Here is a 15,927-nt window from a genome sequence, read left to right as displayed (position 1 = left end):
CGCGCCTGGTGATCGCCGCGCCCTCCTCGGGGAGCGGCAAGACGACCGTGGCGACGGGGCTGATGGCGGCGCTGCGGGCGCGCGGGCTGCGCGTCTCGCCGCACAAGGTCGGCCCCGACTACATCGACCCCGGCTACCACGCGCTGGCCACGGGCCTTCCCGGACGCAACCTGGACCCGTGGCTGACCAGTGAGGAGCTCGTGGCACCGCTGTTCCTGCACGGGGCGGCGGGCGCGGACCTGGCGGTGGTCGAGGGGGTGATGGGCCTGTTCGACGGCAGGGGGGACACCGATCTCGCCTCGACCGCGCACGTCGCCAGGCTGCTGGACGCGCCCGTCGTCCTGGTGGTGGACGCGGCGCGGCAGAGCAGGTCGGTGGCGGCTGTCGTGCATGGGTTCGCCACGTTCGACCCTCGGGTGCGGGTCGGCGGGGTCATCCTCAACCGGGTGGGCTCCGACCGGCACGAGGAGCTGTGCCGGTCGGCTCTGGCGGCGGCGGGCGTGCCGGTGCTCGGGGCGATCAGGCGGGACGACGCGGTGGCGACGCCCTCGCGCCACCTGGGGCTGATCCCGGCCGCCGAACGGGGGCGCGAGGCGGTGAGCGCCGTGGATCGGCTGGGCGAGCTGGTGGCCCGCTCGTGCGACCTGGAGGGGTTGGTACGGCTGTCGCGCACCGCCCCCGCGCTCCGCGAACGACCCTGGACCCCGGACGATGCCCTCCTCGGTTCCCAGGCAGGCCCGGGTGGGGAGCGGCCGGTGGTGGCGGTGGCGGGGGGAGCGGCGTTCACGTTCGGGTACGCCGAGCACGCCGAGCTGCTCGGGGCGGCGGGCGCCGAGGTGGTGACGTTCGATCCGCTGCGCGACGAGGCGCTGCCCGAGGGCGCGGCGGCCGTCGTGATCGGCGGCGGTTTCCCCGAGATGTACGCGGCCGACCTGGCCGCCAACGAGCCGCTCAAACGCGAGATCGGCGCCTTCGGCGGACCGGTCGCCGCCGAGTGCGCGGGCCTGCTGTACCTGTGCGAGAGCCTCGACGACCACCCCATGTGCGGAAAAATCCCGGCGAAGGCGGCGATGACCCCCAGGCTCACGCTCGGCTACCGCGACGCCACCGCCACCCGCGACTCCCTGCTCACCCGCACCGGCGAGCGCTACCGGGGCCACGAGTTCCACCGGACCGCCGTGACCGGCGCCGACGAGCCCCTCTTCCGATGGGAGGGCGGGGGAGACGGCCACGGAAACCCGCTGGTGACCGCCTCCTACCTGCACCTTCACTGGGCGGGCAGCCCGCTGCTCGCTCAGCGGCTGGTGTCGTCCTCCAGGTCGCCCTCCGCCTTGAGATAGGCCTCCTGGAGCTCGCGCAGCACGTCGGGGTCGGGGTGCTCCCACATCCCCCGCTCGGCCGCCTCCAGCAGCCGCTCGGCGATGCCGTGCAGCGCCCACGGGTTCGACTTCTCCATGAACTCCCTGTTCACGGGGTCGAGCACGTACGCCTGCGTGAGCTTGTCGTACATCCAGTCCGCGATCACACCCGTCGTGGCGTCGTAGCCGAACAGGTAGTCCACGGTCGCGGCCAGCTCGAACGCGCCCTTGTAGCCGTGCCGCCGCATCGCGGCCAGCCAGTTCGGGTTCACCACCCTGGCCCTGAAGATCCGGGACGTCTCCTCCGACAGCGTGCGCGTGCGCACCGCGTCGGGGCGGGTGCTGTCGCCCACGTAGGCGGCGGGTGCGCGCCCCGTCAGCGCCCGTACGGTGGCCACCATCCCGCCGTGGTACTGGAAGTAGTCGTCGGAGTCGGCGATGTCGTGCTCGCGGGTGTCGATGTTCTTCGCCGCGACGGCGATCCGCCGGTAGGCACTCTCCATGTCCTGGCGGGCGGGCACGCCGTCCAGGTCGCGGCCGTAGGCGAAGCCGCCCCACACCGCGTACACCTCGGCCAGGTCGGCGTCGTCGCGCCAGTTGCGGCTGTCGATCAGCGGGAGCAGGCCCGCGCCGTACGCGCCCGGACGGGAGCCGAAGACGCGCATCGTGGCCCTGCGCTCGTCGCCGTGAGCGCCGAGGTCGGCGGCGACGTGGGCGCGGACGTAGTTGTCCTCGTCCGGCTCGTCCAGGGCGGCGATCATCCGCACGGCGTCGTCCAGCATGGCCACGACGTGCGGGAAGGCGTCGCGGAAGAAGCCGCTGATGCGGACCGTGACGTCGATGCGCGGCCTGGCGAGCTCGGCGAGCGGGATCGGCTCCAGGCGGGTGACCCTCCTGGACGCGTCGTCCCATACGGGCCTGGCGCCCAGCAGCGCGAGGACCTCGGCGACGTCGTCGCCTGCCGTACGCATGGCGCTGGTGCCCCACACCGACAGGCCCACCGAGCGCGGCCACTCCCCGGTGTCGGTCCGGTAGCGGGCCAGGAGGGAGTCGGCCATCGCCTGGCCGGTCTCCCAGGCCAGCTTGCTGGGTACGGCACGCGGGTCGACCGAGTAGAAGTTCCTGCCGGTCGGCAGCACGTTGATCAGGCCGCGCAGCGGGGAGCCGCTGGGGCCCGCGGGGACGTAGCCGCCGTTGAGCGCGTGCAGGAGGTGGTCGAGCTCGTCACTGGTCCTGGCGAGCCGGGGGACGACCTCGGTGGCGGCGAACTCCAGAATCCGCACCACCTGCTCCAGCCGCTCTTCGGGAAGACCGGCCGAGTGCGCGACCGCGCGGGCGGCGGTCGGGTCCCAGTCGCGGGCCTCCATGCCCTCCACCAGCGCCCTGGCCGTCGACTCGGCCGCGTCCACTGCCGCCAGGCCCGCCGTACCGTCCTCCGACAGCCCCAGCGCCTCCCGCAGGCCGGGCAGCGTCTGCGCGCCCGCCCACATCTGCCTGGCCCGCAGCATCGCCAGCACCAGGTCGACCCGCACCGCCCCCTCGGGCGCCGCGCCCAGCACGTGCAGCCCGTCGCGGATCTGCGCGTCCTTCACCTCGCACAGCCAGCCGTCCACGTGCAGCAGGAAGTCGTCGAACTCCGTGTCGTGCGGCCGGTCGGCCAGCCCCAGGTCGTGGTCGAGCCGTGCCGCCTGGATCAGCGTCCAGATCTGCGCCCTGATCGCGGGCAGCTTCGCCGGGTCCATCGCCGCGATGGAGGCGTGCTCGTCGAGGAGCTGCTCCAGGCGGGCGATGTCGCCGTAGGTGTCGGCCCGCGCCATCGGCGGCACCATGTGGTCCACCAGGACGGCATGCGCCCGCCGCTTGGCCTGCGTGCCCTCGCCGGGGTCGTTCACCAGGAACGGGTAGACCAGCGGCAGGTCGCCCAGCGCCGCGTCGGGCCCGCACGCCGCCGACAGGCCCGCCGACTTGCCCGGCAGCCACTCCAGGTTGCCGTGCTTGCCCACGTGCACCATCGCGTGCGCGCCGAACTCGGCCGAAAGCCAGCGGTAGGCGGCCAGGTAGTGGTGGCTGGGCGGCAGGTCGGGGTCGTGGTAGATCGCGATCGGGTTCTCGCCGAAGCCGCGCGGCGGCTGCACCATCACCACGACGTTGCCCGCCCGGAGCGCGGCGAGCACGATGTCGCCCTCGTGGACGAACAGCTCGCCGGGCGGCGGCCCCCAGTGCCGCTCCATCGCCTCGCGCAGCTCCTCGGGCAGCGTGCCGTACCAGGCGAGGTAGGCGTCGGCGGAGATGCGCACCGGGTTGGCGGCGAGCTGGTCCTCGGTCAGCCACTCCTGGTCCTGGCCGCCCGCCGCGATGAGCGCGTGGATGAGCGCGTCGCCGTCGCCGTCGGCGACGCCGGGCAGGCCCTCGCCCAGGTCGTAGCCCTCCTCGGCGAGCCTGGCCAGCAGCTTCACCGTGCTCGCGGGCGTGTCGAGGCCGACCGCGTTGCCGACGCGCGAGTGCTTGGTCGGGTAGGCCGAGAGCATCACCACGAGCTTCTTCTCGGCGTTCGGGACGTGCCTGAGCCGCGCGTGCCGTACGGCGGTGCCCGCCACGCGGGCCGCGCGCTCGGGGTCGGCCGCGTAGACGGTCAGCCCGTCCTCGTCGACCTCCTTGAACGAGAACGGCACCGTGATGATCCGCCCGTCGAACTCGGGGATCGCCACCTGCGAGGCCGCGTCGAGCGGCGACAGGCCGTCGTCGTTCTCCTCCCACGCCTGCCTGCTCGTGGTGAGGCAGAGCCCCTGCAGGATCGGCACGTCGAGCTCGGCCAGCGCGCCCACGTCCCAGGCCGCGTCGTCGCCGCCCGCTCCCGCGGTCGCGGGCTTGGTGCCCCCGGCGGCCAGGACGGTTACCACGAGCGCGTCGGCGGTCCGCAGCGTGTCGAGCAGCTCGGGCTCGGCCGTACGGAGCGAGGAGCAGAAGATCGGCAGCGCGCGCCCGCCCGCCTCCCCGATCGCTTCGCAGAGCGTCCGGACGAACCCGGTGTTGCCCGCCATGTGGTGGGCCCGGTAGTAGAGCACCCCGACGACGGGGCCCTCGGAGACGGCGCCCTCCATGTCGAGCAGCCCCCAGGTCGGGGTCGGCTCGGGCGCGGCGAACCCGTGCCCGGTCAGCAGCACCGTGTCGGACAGGAAGGAGTGCAGCTCGGCCAGGTTCGACGGGCCGCCGTGGGCGAGGTAGGCGTGCGCCTCGGCGCAGACGCCGCCGCTGACCGTGGACAGCTCCATCAGCTCGGCGTCGGGCGCCTGCTCGCCGCCCAGCACCACCACGGGACGCGGGCCCGCCAGCAGGTGGTCGAGCCCGTCCTCCCAGGCCCTGCGCCCGCCGAGGAGCCGCACCACCACCAGGTCCGTACCCTCGACCAGCGCGGGCAGGTCGTCGACCGTGAGCCTGGCGGGGTTTCCCAGCCGGTACGGCGCGCCGCTCGCCCTCGCGCTGAGCAGGTCGGTGTCGGAGGTCGACAGCAGCAGAACGGCCGTGCTCTCGGGCACAGGGAACTCCTCCCTCGGGGTCCTCGCCCCGGTCGCGGGTGTCACGAGAGCGGGAGTCTCCTGGCTCCCGGATCGACGCTCACCCCGGCCTTCCCATCCGTCGCCGGACAGTGGCCTGCGGTGGGGTTCGCTCCCCGGTCACAGTGGCGGGACCGCGCCGGCTTCGCACCGGCTTCCTCCGTCGCCCTCGTCTGCGATCAGACTAGAGGGTTTTGGACGGGTTACCATCCTCCGCGTGGACATAAATGACTTTTCGGGACAAGCACGCCTTGATGCGTGTCCTGGGGCGCTGCAGGTCCACACCGCCGCCGACGGGGCCCTGGCCAGGGTCCGCATCCCGGGCGGCGCGCTCACCTCCGCCCAGCTCAGGGAGCTGGCGGACTGCGCCGCCACGCTCGGATCCGGCGTGATCGAGCTGACCTCCCGGGCGAACGTCCAGGTCCGTGGCCTGCGCGCGCCCTCGGAGTTCGCGGCGCGGATGGCGGCGGCGGGCTTGCTGCCGTCCGAAACCCACGAGCGGGTGCGCAACATCCTCGCCTCCCCTCTGGCGGGCCGCGCCCCCTCGTCCCTGGTGGACGTCCGGCCACTGGTCGCCGCCCTGGACCGCGGGCTGTGCGCCGCGCCCGAGCTGGCCGCGCTGTCAGGCCGCTTCCTCTTCGCGCTGGACGACGGCACCGGCGACGTGCTGTCCTGCGGGGCCGACGTGGCCTTCCTGGCCACCTCGCCGTCCGGCGGAGTGCTGCTGCTCGGCGGGGTACGGCCCGGCCTGCCCGTGGGCGTCGCCGACGTGGTCCCGCTGATGCTCGTCGCCGCCCGCGCCTTCGTGGAGCTGAGCGACGGCACCGCGTGGCGCGTCACCGACCTCCCCGACGGCCCCGCCCTGCTGGCCGCCCACCTGCCCCACACCGGTCCAACCCCGGAAGGCGCGGGGACGGTCCCGCAAGGCGTGGGGGTACGTGATGCGGGAACGGTCGAGCAGCGTGACGGCAGGGTCGCGCTCGAGGTGGTGGTCCCGCTCGGCCGGCTGACCGCCGACCAGGCCGCCGTGCTCGCCGACGCCGCCCCCGAGGCCCGCGTCACCCCGTGGCGTACCGTTGTGCTGCCCGACCTGACCCCCGACGACGTCCAGCCGGTCGCGGACCGGCTCGCCGAGGCGGGCCTGGTCACCGTGCCGGGCACCCCGTGGGCCGGGCTGACCGCCTGCACGGGCCGTCCGGGGTGCGCGAAGTCCCTGGCCGACGTCCAGCTCGACGCAAGAAGCTGGGCGGAGCAGCCCGGTCAAGAACCAGGAGACCGCCCCGTCCACTGGGCCGGGTGCGAGCGCCGATGCGGCCGTCCGGCGGGCGAGGTGGTCGACGTCGTCGCCACCCCGACCGGCTACCGGGTCGCGGGCCGTACCGAAGAAGAGGGAGCATGACCGACTACATCCGCGACGGCGCGGAGATCTACCGGCGTTCGTTCGCCACCATCCGCGCGGAGAGCGACCTCGCGGGGCTGCCGGACGACGTCGCCCAGGTGGCCGTCCGCATGATCCACGCCTGTGGCATGACCGACCTCGTCGCCGACCTGGCCTACTCGCAGGGAGTGGTCGCGGAGGCGAGAAGAGCGCTGCGCGCGGGCGCGCCGATCCTGTGCGACGCCATGATGGTCGCCTCCGGCGTGACCAGGGCCCGCCTGCCGAAGGACAACGAGGTGATCTGCACCCTCGGCGAGCCGGGCGTGCGGGAGCTGGCCGAGCGGATGGGCACCACGCGCAGCGCCGCGGCCCTGGAGCTGTGGCGCGACCGGCTGGAGGGCGCCGTCGTCGCCGTGGGCAACGCGCCGACCGCCCTGTTCAGGCTGCTGGAGCTGGTCGAGGAGGGTGCCGGACGCCCGGCGGCGGTGCTCGGCATCCCCGTGGGCTTCATCGGCGCGGCGGAGTCGAAGCAGGCGCTGGCCGACAGCGACCTGGAGTACCTGGTGGTGCACGGTCGCAGGGGCGGCAGTGCGATGGCGGCGGCCGCGGTCAACGCGATCGCGAGCGAGCGGGAGTGAGCGACGTGGCGGGACGGCTGTTCGGGGTGGGGCTGGGTCCCGGCGACCCCGAGCTGGTGACGGTCAAGGCGGCCAGGCTGATCGGCGAGGCGGACGTCATCGCCTACCACAGCGCCAGGCACGGCAGGAGCATCGCGCGCTCGATCGCGCTGCCGTACCTGCGGGAGGGGCAGGTCGAGGAGCTGCTGAAGTACCCGCTGACCACGGAGACCACCGACCACCCGGGCGGCTACCAGGGCGCGCTCGAGGACTTCTACGCCGAGTGCGCCCTGCGCCTGGCGGCCCACCTGGACCAGGGCAGGGACGTGGTGGTGCTGTGCGAGGGCGACCCGCTCTTCTACGGCTCCTACATGCACATGCACAAGCGGCTGGCCCACCGCTACGAGACGGAGGTCGTGCCGGGCGTCACCTCGGTGGCGGGCGCGGCGGCCGTGCTCGGACGTCCGCTGGTGGAGCACGAGGAGACGCTGACCGTGCTGCCGGGCACGCTCCCGGCCGACGTCATCACCGAGAAGCTGAGGAACGCCGACTCGGTGGCGGTGCTCAAGCTCGGCAGGACCTTCGAGAAGGTCCGTGACGCGCTGGCCGAGGCGGGCCGCCTGGACGAGGCCTGGTACGTCGAGCGGGCGACCACGGCGAACCAGCGGATCGAGCCGCTGAAGGACGTGGACCCGGCGAGCGTGCCGTACTTCTCGCTGGCGATGCTGCCCAGCGGCGGCGGGCGCGACAGCGAGCGGCTGGAGCCCGGGGTCGCGGTCGTCGGACTCGGGCCCGCGGGGTCGCAGTGGCTCACGCCCGAGGCGCGGCAGGTGCTGGCCGAGGCGACCGACCTGGTCGGCTACGGCCCCTACGTCGACCGGGTGCCGCAGCGGGCGGGCCAGATCAGGCACCGCACCGACAACAGGGTCGAGGCCGAGCGCGCCGCGCACGCGCTGGAGCTGGCGCGCGAGGGTCGCAGGGTGGCGGTGGTCTCCTCCGGAGATCCCGGCGTGTTCGCGATGGCCAGCGCGGTGCTGGAGGCGGCCGAGGACTTCCCCGACGTGCCCGTGCGGATCGTGCCCGGTCTGACGGCCGCGCATGCCGTGGCGAGCAAGGCGGGCGCGCCGCTCGGGCACGACTACTGCGTGATCTCGCTGTCCGACCTGCTCAAGCCGTGGGAGATCGTCGCCGAACGGCTGCGGGCCGCCGCCGTGGCCGACCTGGTGCTGGCGATCTACAACCCGGCCTCGCGCAGCCGTACCTGGCAGGTGGGCGCCGCCCGAGACGTGCTGCTGGAGCACCGCGACCCGGCCACGCCCGTGGTGATCGGCCGTGACGTCGGCGGGCCGCAGGAGACGGTCACCGTCACCACGCTCGGCGAGCTCGACCCGGCGCGGGTGGACATGCGCTGCCTGCTGATCATCGGCTCCTCCACCACGCGCGTCACGGCCGACGGCGTCGTCTACACCCCGAGGCGCTACCCGGCCTGAACCCACGCCACGGCCGCCGCCACGCTGTCGACCAGCACCGCGTCGACCAGCACCGCCCCCTCGGGCAGCGGCGGCCGTCGCACGACCACCACGGGCAGCCCGAGCTCGTCGGCGGCGGTCAGTTTCGCGGTGGTCATCTCGCCGCCGCTGTCCTTGGTGACCAGCACGTCGAGGCGGTGCTCGCGGATCAGCGCCCGCTCGCCCTCGACGGTGTACGGCCCGCGCGCCAGCACCACGTGGACGTTGGACGGCACCGGCGGCTCGGGCGGGTCCACCGACCTGGCCAGGAACCACAGGTCGTCCAGCCCGGCGAACACCGGCAGGCTCCTGCGGCCCGTCGTCAGGAACACGCGGCGGCCCAGCGACGGCAGCACGCGCGCGGCCTCCTCCAGGGAGTCGACCAACACCCATCCCGGCCGCGGTGGCCATCCTGGCCGTCGCAGCACCAGCAGCGGCACCCCCGCGGTACGGCACGCCTCCACGGCCGAGGCCGTCATCCGCCGCGCGAACGGGTGGGTGGCGTCCACCACCGCGTCGACCCCGTTGGCCGACACCCAGGCGGCCAGCCCCTCAGCGCCGCCGAACCCGCCGATGTGGACCTCGCCCACCGGCAGCCTGGGGTTACGCACCCGCCCGGCCAGCGACGACACCACGTGGACCGCGCCGTCGAGGGCCGCCGCCAGCGCCCGCGCCTCCGCCGTGCCACCGAGGATCAGGAGCCGCCGCACCCTTTTCACGGTCGGCACCGCTGCGCCGAGTACAGATGGCTGTCGGGGAACTGCGTGGCCGCCAGCACCCTGCCCACCACGATCACCGCGGTCCGCACCACGCCCGCCGCCTTCACCTGGTCGGCGATGTCGGCCAGGGTCCCCTTGATGACCAGCTCGTCGTCGCGGCTGGCCCTGGCGACGACCGCCACCGGGCAGTCGGCCCCGTAGGCGGGGACCAGCTCGGCCGCCACCTCCGCGATCCGCTGCACGGCCAGGTGCAGGACCATCGTGGCCCTGCTCGCCGACAGCGTGGCCAGGTCCTCGCCCTCGGGCATCGGCGTCGCCCGTGCCGAGGTCCTGGTCAGGATGATCGTCTGGCCGACGCCCGGCACGGTCAGCTCCCTGCCGAGCGAGGCGGCCGCCGCCGCGAACGCGGGCACTCCCGGCACCACCTCGTACGGCACGCCGATCGCGTCCAGCCGCCGCATCTGCTCGGCCATCGCGCTGAACACCGACGGGTCGCCCGAGTGCAGTCTCGCCACGTCGAGACCCTTGGCGTGGGCGTCGGCCAGCTCGGCGACGATCTCGTCGAGCGTGAGGTTCGCGGTGTCGACCAGGCGGGCGCCGGGCGGGCACGACTCCAGCAGCTCCTCGGGCACGAGCGAGCCCGCGTAGAGGCACACGGGCGAGCTCTCGATCAGGCGCAGCCCGCGCAGCGTGATCAGGTCGGCCGCGCCTGGCCCGGCGCCGATGAAGTGGACGGTCACCCATGCTCCTTGGTCGCTGTCCAGATGGTCACCGGCATCGCCGTCCGCCAGCCGGTGAAGCCGCCCACGGGAGCGGCCCGGGCGACCGACAGGCGGACCAGGTCGCCGCCGTGCCTGCCGTACCAGGTGGTCAGGACGGACTCCGACTCCAGCGTGACCGCGTTGGCCACCAGCCTGCCGCCGGGCGGCAGGGCCCGCCAGCACGCCTCCAGCAGGCCGGGGACGGTCGCCCCGCCGCCGACGAACACCGCGTCGGGGACCGGTAGCCCGTCCAGCGCCTCGGGCGCCCGGCCCGTGACGACCTGCAGCGCGGGGACGCCGAGCGCTGCCGCGTTGCGCCCGATCCTGGCCGCGCGCTCGGGGTGGCTCTCGACGGCGATCGCCGCGCACGTGGCGTGGGCGCGCATCCATTCGATGGCGATGCTGCCCGCGCCCGCGCCGACGTCCCACAGCAGGTGGCCGGGCAGCGGGGCCAGGCGGGCGAGGCTGACCGCGCGCACCTCCCGCTTGGTGAGCTGCCCGTCGTGCTCGAAGGCGTCGTCGGGCAGCCCCGGCACCAGCGGGCGGGGCACCGTGCCCTCGTCGGCCACGCACTCGACCGCGACCACGGTCAGGTTCGAGCTCGCCCGATCCCAGGTGGCCGCCGTGCCCTGGACGTGCGTCTCGGCCGCCGAACCGAGGTCCGACAGGGCGTGCAGGACGCTGGCGCCGTACCCGTGCTCTGTCAGCAGCTCCGCCACGCGGGCGGGCCCGCTCGCGTCGGCCGCCAGCACCAGCAGCCGACGCCCCGGCAGTACGGCCCGCCGCAGCGCGTCGAGCGGCCTGCCGACCAGGCTGACCACTGCCGTCTCCTCGACCGGCCAGCCGAGGCGCGCGCACGCCAGCGACAGGCTCGACGGATGCGGCAGCACGCGCAGCTTCTCCGCACCCACCAGCCTGGCCAGCGTGGAGCCGATCCCGAAGAACATCGGGTCGCCGCTGGCCAGCACGCACAGCGCGGCGTCGCCGTACTCGGCCAGCAGCCCCGGCAGCGCGGGCAGCAGCGGCGAGGGCCAGCGCACCCTGCGCGCCCCCGACTCAGGGATCAGGTCGAGCTGACGGGCCGAGCCCAGCAGCACCTCCGCGTCCTGTACGGCCTGCCGCGACCGGGCGGCCAGGCCGTCCCAGCCGTCGGCGCCGATGCCGACGACGGTGATCACACCGTGCCCATGGCTCTGGTGACGCTGATCTCGATGACCACCCTGAGGGGGTTCGGCCGCGGCGGCTTGTAGCGGGCGGTGTAGCGGGCCACGGCGTCGGCGACCTGCTCCGGCTCGGTGCGCACCACCGCGATGCCCTCCAGCGTGGACCAGCGGCGGCCGTCGACCTGGCACAGCGCGACCGGCGTGCCGTCGCCGCCGGCGAGCAGGCGGGCCTTGTGCGAGGCGCCCGAGGTGATGACCCTGGCGATGCCCGACTCGAGGTCGAGCGTCGCGCCCACCGGCACCACGTGCGGCCTGCCGTCCGGCCTGACCGTGGTCAGCGTGCACAGGTGCCGCTCCCGCCAGAACTCGGCGAACTCCGCTCCCCTCGCGGCCAGATCCACCCTTCGCCCCCCTTTGCCTGGTTGTGCACGGTCAGCGTAGCCGTGCCAACTGCCGGGACGGTCGGGGCGGGGCTTGCGGACCGCAGAGGGGGCTCTGCAAGGATGTGGGCATGAGCGCTGTGAAACTCGACGGCAAGGCGACCGCGGCCAGGATCAAGGCGGACCTCACCGCGCGGGTGACCGCGCTCAAGGAGCGGGGCGTCGTCCCCGGTCTCGGCACCGTGCTGGTCGGCGACGACCCCGGCAGCCAGATCTACGTCGCGGGCAAGCACCGCGACTGCGCGGAGGTCGGCATCGCCTCCCTCCGCGTCGACCTGCCGGAGACCGCCACCCAGGCCGACCTCGAGGCCGCCGTCGACGAGCTCAACGCCTCGCCGTCCTGCACCGGTTACATCGTCCAGCTCCCGCTGCCCAAGCACCTCGACACGATGGCGCTGCTGGAGCGCATGGACCCGGCCAAGGACGCCGACGGCCTGCACCCCGTCAACCTCGGCCGCCTCGTCCACATGGTCGACGCGCCCCTTCCGTGCACGCCGCACGGCATCGTCCTGCTGCTGCAGGAGTACGGCGTGCCGCTGAAGGGCGCCGACGTCGTGGTGGTCGGGCGCGGCATCACGGTCGGGCGCTCGCTCGGGCTGCTGCTGACCAGGCGCAGCGAGAACGCGACCGTGACGCTCTGCCACACCGGTACGGCCGACCTGGCCGCGCACGTGCGGCGTGCGGACGTCGTGGTGGCGGCGGCGGGCGTGCCGGGGCTGATCACCGCCGACATGGTGAAGCCGGGCGCGGCGGTGCTCGACGTGGGCGTGTCGCGGGTGGACGGGAAGATCGCGGGCGACGTGGCGCCGGACGTGGCCGAGGTGGCCGGGTTCCTCACGCCCAACCCGGGTGGCGTGGGGCCGATGACGCGGGCGCTGCTGCTGTCCAACGTGGTGGAGGCTGCCGAACACGCCCTCGGCTGACCCCTTGGGGAGGCGGTCACCCGGGAACGTGATCGAGCCGCTCTCCGTGGTCACGGGGTGCTCTTCTTTAAGGAGTGGGGCCGTGACGAGGGGGAGGGGCCGCTTCACCCGGCGGGCTCACGTCTGCCCGGCGGGCTCAGGTCTGCCGGGCGGGCTCAGGCGAAGGAGCGGAGGGCCTCGCGGAGGTTGCCGGAGGTGCGCTCCAGGGCGGCGCGGGCCTCGGCGGGGTCAGCCCCTGTGAGGAGCATGATGACCGCCGCGGGGACCGAACCGTCGGCGGCGCGCAGGGCGGGGGCGACCTCCGTGTCCGGCAGCCCGGTGATCGACGACACCATGTCCTGGGCGCGGGCCCACAGCTTCTCGTTCGAGGCCACCAGGTGCGTCATCAGGTTGCCGTGCGTGCGGCCGAGCCGCACCATGGTCAGCGTCGAGATCATGTTGCAGACCAGCTTCTGCGCCGTTCCCGCCTTCAGCCTGGTCGACCCGGTGAGGAACTCGGGGCCGACCACCACCTCGATGGCGAGGTCCGCCGCCGCGCCGAGCGCCGAGCCCGCGTTGCACGCGACCCCGACGGTCAGCGCGCCGGCGGCGCGGGCGTGCCGTACGCCTCCCACCGCGTACGGTGTCCGCCCGCTGGCCGAGATGCCCACCACCGCGTCGGCGGCCGACACCTCCACCGCTGTGAGGTCGGCGACGGCCAGCGCGGCCGAGTCTTCGGCGCCTTCGACGGCGACCGTGAAGGCCGAGGGGCCGCCCGCGATGAGCGCGAACACCTCCGACGGCGTGGTGCCGAAGGTGGGCCCGCACTCGCTGGCGTCGAGCATGCCGATGCGGCCTGCCGTACCGGCTCCGAGGTAGATGAGCCTGCCGCCCTGCCGCAGGCGCGCGGAGACGGCGTCGACGGCGGCGGCGATCTGCTCGGACTGCCCCGCGACCGCTGCCGGCACCAGGGAGTCTTGTTCGCTCATGCGCCTGACCAGGTCGATCGTGGGCAGCATGTCGAGGTCGTCGAGGCCGGGCAGGCGCTGCTCGGTGACGAGATCGGAGATGCCGCGCGTCATGGTCCCCCCGCAGGATGGAGAAAAGCTAGCTACCGACGACTATATGTGAAAATTTCCTTCATCCAACCCCTTATCGGGTCCTGAAGACCTCCAGCGCCTCCCTCGTCGCCCGCAGCGCCGTCTCCGAGCTGTCGAACGTGCGCTGCGCCAGCCCGACGAAGATGCAGTCGACGATCAGCAGCTGGCTGATCCTGCTGGCCAGCGCCCCCGGCCGGAACGCCGTCTCCCGCCCCGCCGACACCAGCACGTGGTCGACCGTCTGGGCCAGCGAGGAGCGCGGGTTGTTGGTGATGGCGATGGCCAGCGCGCCCGCCTCCTTCGCTGTCCTGGTGGGCTCGATGACGTCGGTCGTCTCGCCCGAGCAGCTCACCGCCACCACGACGTCGCCCTCGCGCAGCAGTGCGGCGCTGGTCAGCGCGAGGTGCGCGTCGTTGAACGGGTGGCTGGACAGGCCTATGCGCATCAGCTTGTGCGCGAGGTCGGCCGCCACCAGCCCCGAGGCGCCGACGCCGTAGACGTTGATCCTGCGAGCGCTCGCGACGGCCGCCACCACCTCGCCGAGCTGGTCGGGCACGAGCTGTTCGGCGGTGTCGGACAGCGCGTCCATCTCCGCCCGCGTCACCTTGGCGATCACGTCGGTGAGCGGGTCGTCGGGGCCGAGGTCGCCGGGCACCAGCCGTTCGGGCGTCTCTCTCGCGACGGCGCCCGCCAGCGCGAAACGGAGCTGGGAATAGCCGGAGTAGCCCAGGGCGCGGGCGGTGCGCACGATGGTCGCCTCGCTGGTGCCCGACACGGCGCTGAACTCGGTGATCGTGCTGCGCACAACCACGCCGGGGTCCTCCAGGATGATCCTGGCGATGGCCTGCGCCGCGGGGGTGAGGGACGGCAGCACCGCCCGCACCGCCGAGACCGGGTTGACCGGCTCGTTCACCTGGTCAGCCATCGGGCCACCGCCTTCGCCGAGACCTTGGAGATGCCGTGCGTGGCGATGTGGGCCGTGCCCGACGGCTCGCCGGGGATGCCGGTCTCGACGACGATCACATCGGGGCGCTGATGTACGGCGTCCGCCACCGTCTCGCGCACCCACGGATGCCGGGCCGCGTCGTGGACGACCAGCACCACGGGCCGCTCGTCCGGGACGGAGGAGAGGTCGGGCGTGGCGGTCCGCGCGGTGCCCGGCAGCACCTCGCCGAGCGCGGCGGCCAGCCCTGTCGGGGTGTCCGGGTCGATCGCCTGGCTGTGCCGGGTGTTGACCTCGACGACGAGCGGGGCGGCGGTCAGCCGGGCCGAACCGGTGATGGTGAGCGCCCTCTCGGCGGCCTCCGTTCCGGCCGTGTCGTCGGGCTCGGCGTCGCGGGGCTGCCTGCCGTACCAGTCGGACAGGGCCCGCACCCGTCCGGCGGCCTCGGCCAGGCGCTCCTCCGGCAGCGACCCGTCGAGGACGGCGGCCACGATCGCGTCGCGCAGCTCGTAGAGGCTCTCGGCGGTGACCACCCCCGCGCAGATCGCGTCCACACCCGCGGCCAGCGCCCGTACGGCGATCTCGCCCGGCGAGTACATCGCCGCGACCGCCCGCATCTCGATCGCGTCGGTGACCAGCATCCCGTCGAAGCCGAGCTCCTCCCGCAGCAACCCGGTCAGGATCGTACGGCTCAGCGTCGCGGGCATCGCCGGGTCGAGCGAGGGGACCAGCAGGTGCCCGCACATGACGGAGCGCACGCCCGCCTTGATGGCCGCCTCGAACGGCGGCAGGTCGCGTTCGCGAAGCTCGGCGAGGGAGGCGTGGACGGTCGGCAGCGCCAGGTGCGAGTCGGTGACGGTGTCGCCGTGCCCGGGGAAGTGCTTGGCGCACGCGGCCACGCCCGCCCCCTGCACGCCCTGGATGTAGGCGACGGAGTGGCGGGCGACCAGGTCGGCGCTCGGCCCGAAGGAGCGCACGCCGATCACCGGGTTGGCCGGGTTGGCGTTGACGTCGACGGAAGGGGCGTAGTCGAGGGTGATGTCCAGCTCCGCGAGCATCCGCCCGATCTGCCGGCCCACCCGCTCGGTCAGCGCCACGTCGTCGACCACGCCGAGCGCCCTGTTGCCGGGAAAGGAGCTGCCCTCACGCGTCTCCAGGCGGGTGACGACGCCGCCCTCCTCGTCGATGGCGACCACCACGCCGGGGTTCTCCGCGCGCAGCGCGGCGACCAGCCCTGCCGTGCCGTCCGAGACGTTGCGTGCGAAGAGCACGGCGCCGCCCAGCCCCTCGCCCAGGGCCTTCCGCAGCCAGTCGGGGGCGGTGACGCCCTCGAACCCCGGCTGCAGGACGGTCAGGGCGAGTCGGTGCAGATCAGCGGTCACGAGATCTCCTCGGTCGGCCTCACGACCGAGCGGCTGGTCGCCACTCGGCCAAGGCGGCATTTTCCTTCACAAATGTTGATCTGAAGGTAATTTTCTGCCATC

The 15,927-nt window shown here is 73.8% G+C and carries 13 protein-coding genes and 1 riboswitch; of the genes, 5 read left to right on the top strand and 8 right to left on the bottom strand.

What is annotated here, in order from left to right; all coding sequences use genetic code 11:
- The first annotated feature begins 5 nt into the window (after positions 1 to 5).
- Positions 6 to 1,340, top strand: a complete 1,335-nt coding sequence (locus tag ACFXJ8_RS01340; protein ID WP_379642056.1) for a cobyrinate a,c-diamide synthase — start codon at positions 6 to 8, stop codon at positions 1,338 to 1,340.
- Here the strand turns inward: ACFXJ8_RS01340 and cobN are convergent.
- On the bottom strand, positions 1,295 to 4,894 hold the full coding sequence (cobN, locus tag ACFXJ8_RS01335) for a cobaltochelatase subunit CobN (RefSeq protein ID WP_379641802.1): 3,600 nt from the start codon (positions 4,892 to 4,894) through the stop codon (positions 1,295 to 1,297). The two genes, ACFXJ8_RS01340 and cobN, sit on opposite strands and share 46 nt — an antisense overlap.
- A gap of 37 nt (positions 4,895 to 4,931) precedes the next feature.
- Positions 4,932 to 5,112: riboswitch (cobalamin riboswitch) on the bottom strand.
- Between the two features lie 17 nt (positions 5,113 to 5,129).
- On the opposite strand from cobN, the gene cobG reads away from it, so the two are divergent.
- Genes cobG through ACFXJ8_RS01320 form a run of 3 tightly spaced genes read left to right on the top strand, consistent with a single transcriptional unit; the run spans position 5,130 to position 8,397 of the window.
- Complete coding sequence (cobG, locus tag ACFXJ8_RS01330; RefSeq protein ID WP_379641801.1) at positions 5,130 to 6,311, top strand: precorrin-3B synthase; 1,182 nt, start codon at positions 5,130 to 5,132, stop codon at positions 6,309 to 6,311.
- Complete coding sequence (locus tag ACFXJ8_RS01325) at positions 6,308 to 6,928, top strand: precorrin-8X methylmutase (RefSeq protein WP_379641800.1); 621 nt, start codon at positions 6,308 to 6,310, stop codon at positions 6,926 to 6,928. The genes cobG and ACFXJ8_RS01325 overlap by 4 nt, the downstream gene beginning before the upstream one ends.
- A 5-nt stretch (positions 6,929 to 6,933) precedes the next feature.
- Positions 6,934 to 8,397, top strand: coding sequence for a precorrin-2 C(20)-methyltransferase (locus tag ACFXJ8_RS01320; RefSeq protein ID WP_379642055.1), 1,464 nt, complete (start codon positions 6,934 to 6,936; stop codon positions 8,395 to 8,397).
- Here ACFXJ8_RS01320 and ACFXJ8_RS01315 read toward each other — a convergent pair.
- From ACFXJ8_RS01315 to ACFXJ8_RS01300, 4 genes are read right to left on the bottom strand one after another with little or no spacing between them, the layout of a single operon-like run.
- Entirely contained in the window at positions 8,385 to 9,125 is a 741-nt protein-coding gene (locus ACFXJ8_RS01315; RefSeq protein WP_379641799.1) for a cobalt-precorrin-6A reductase, read from the bottom strand. The genes ACFXJ8_RS01320 and ACFXJ8_RS01315 overlap by 13 nt on opposite strands.
- Before the next feature lie 5 nt (positions 9,126 to 9,130).
- A complete protein-coding gene (gene cobM / locus ACFXJ8_RS01310) occupies positions 9,131 to 9,874 on the bottom strand; it encodes a precorrin-4 C(11)-methyltransferase (RefSeq protein WP_379641798.1) in 744 nt (247 codons plus the stop codon).
- Complete coding sequence (gene cbiE / locus ACFXJ8_RS01305; protein WP_379641797.1) at positions 9,871 to 11,073, bottom strand: precorrin-6y C5,15-methyltransferase (decarboxylating) subunit CbiE; 1,203 nt, start codon at positions 11,071 to 11,073, stop codon at positions 9,871 to 9,873. Before cbiE ends, cobM begins: the two co-directional genes overlap by 4 nt.
- Positions 11,070 to 11,459: a pyridoxamine 5'-phosphate oxidase family protein gene (locus ACFXJ8_RS01300; protein WP_379641796.1), complete on the bottom strand. Its 390-nt coding sequence runs from the start codon at positions 11,457 to 11,459 to the stop codon at positions 11,070 to 11,072. Before ACFXJ8_RS01300 ends, cbiE begins: the two co-directional genes overlap by 4 nt.
- A gap of 110 nt (positions 11,460 to 11,569) precedes the next feature.
- Here ACFXJ8_RS01300 and ACFXJ8_RS01295 point away from each other — a divergent pair, with 110 nt between their 5' ends.
- Positions 11,570 to 12,421 carry a bifunctional methylenetetrahydrofolate dehydrogenase/methenyltetrahydrofolate cyclohydrolase gene (locus tag ACFXJ8_RS01295; protein WP_379641795.1) on the top strand — a complete coding sequence of 284 codons (852 nt, stop codon included), beginning with the start codon at positions 11,570 to 11,572 and terminating at the stop codon, positions 12,419 to 12,421.
- A gap of 155 nt (positions 12,422 to 12,576) precedes the next feature.
- Here the strand turns inward: ACFXJ8_RS01295 and murQ are convergent, their stop codons facing one another.
- From murQ to ACFXJ8_RS01280, 3 genes are all read right to left on the bottom strand, one after another.
- The gene (murQ, locus tag ACFXJ8_RS01290) at positions 12,577 to 13,482 is read right to left on the bottom strand and encodes an N-acetylmuramic acid 6-phosphate etherase (RefSeq protein ID WP_379641794.1); all 906 of its coding nucleotides are present in this window, start codon (positions 13,480 to 13,482) and stop codon (positions 12,577 to 12,579) included.
- Between the two features lie 70 nt (positions 13,483 to 13,552).
- Complete coding sequence (locus ACFXJ8_RS01285; protein ID WP_379641793.1) at positions 13,553 to 14,425, bottom strand: MurR/RpiR family transcriptional regulator; 873 nt, start codon at positions 14,423 to 14,425, stop codon at positions 13,553 to 13,555.
- Positions 14,410 to 15,825 (bottom strand): glycoside hydrolase family 3 protein, encoded by a 1,416-nt coding sequence (locus ACFXJ8_RS01280; protein ID WP_379641792.1) that lies wholly within the window; start codon positions 15,823 to 15,825, stop codon positions 14,410 to 14,412. Before ACFXJ8_RS01280 ends, ACFXJ8_RS01285 begins: the two co-directional genes overlap by 16 nt.
- Positions 15,826 to 15,927 lie beyond the last annotated feature (102 nt).

The organism is Nonomuraea sp. NPDC059194, from assembly GCF_042754765.1.
Lineage (GTDB): Bacteria > Actinomycetota > Actinomycetes > Streptosporangiales > Streptosporangiaceae > Nonomuraea.
This window is presented reverse-complemented; position numbering and strand designations above follow the sequence as displayed.

Bases quoted from the DNA above. Each gene is read 5' to 3' on its own strand.
- ACFXJ8_RS01295 (WP_379641795.1), top strand. From the start codon at position 11,570: ATGAGCGCTGTGAAACTCGACGGCAAGGCGACCGCGGCCAGGATCAAG.
- ACFXJ8_RS01325 (WP_379641800.1), top strand. From the start codon at position 6,308: ATGACCGACTACATCCGCGACGGCGCGGAGATCTACCGGCGTTCGTTC.
- ACFXJ8_RS01285 (WP_379641793.1), bottom strand. From the start codon at position 14,425: ATGGCTGACCAGGTGAACGAGCCGGTCAACCCGGTCTCGGCGGTGCGG.
- murQ (WP_379641794.1), bottom strand. From the start codon at position 13,482: ATGACGCGCGGCATCTCCGATCTCGTCACCGAGCAGCGCCTGCCCGGC.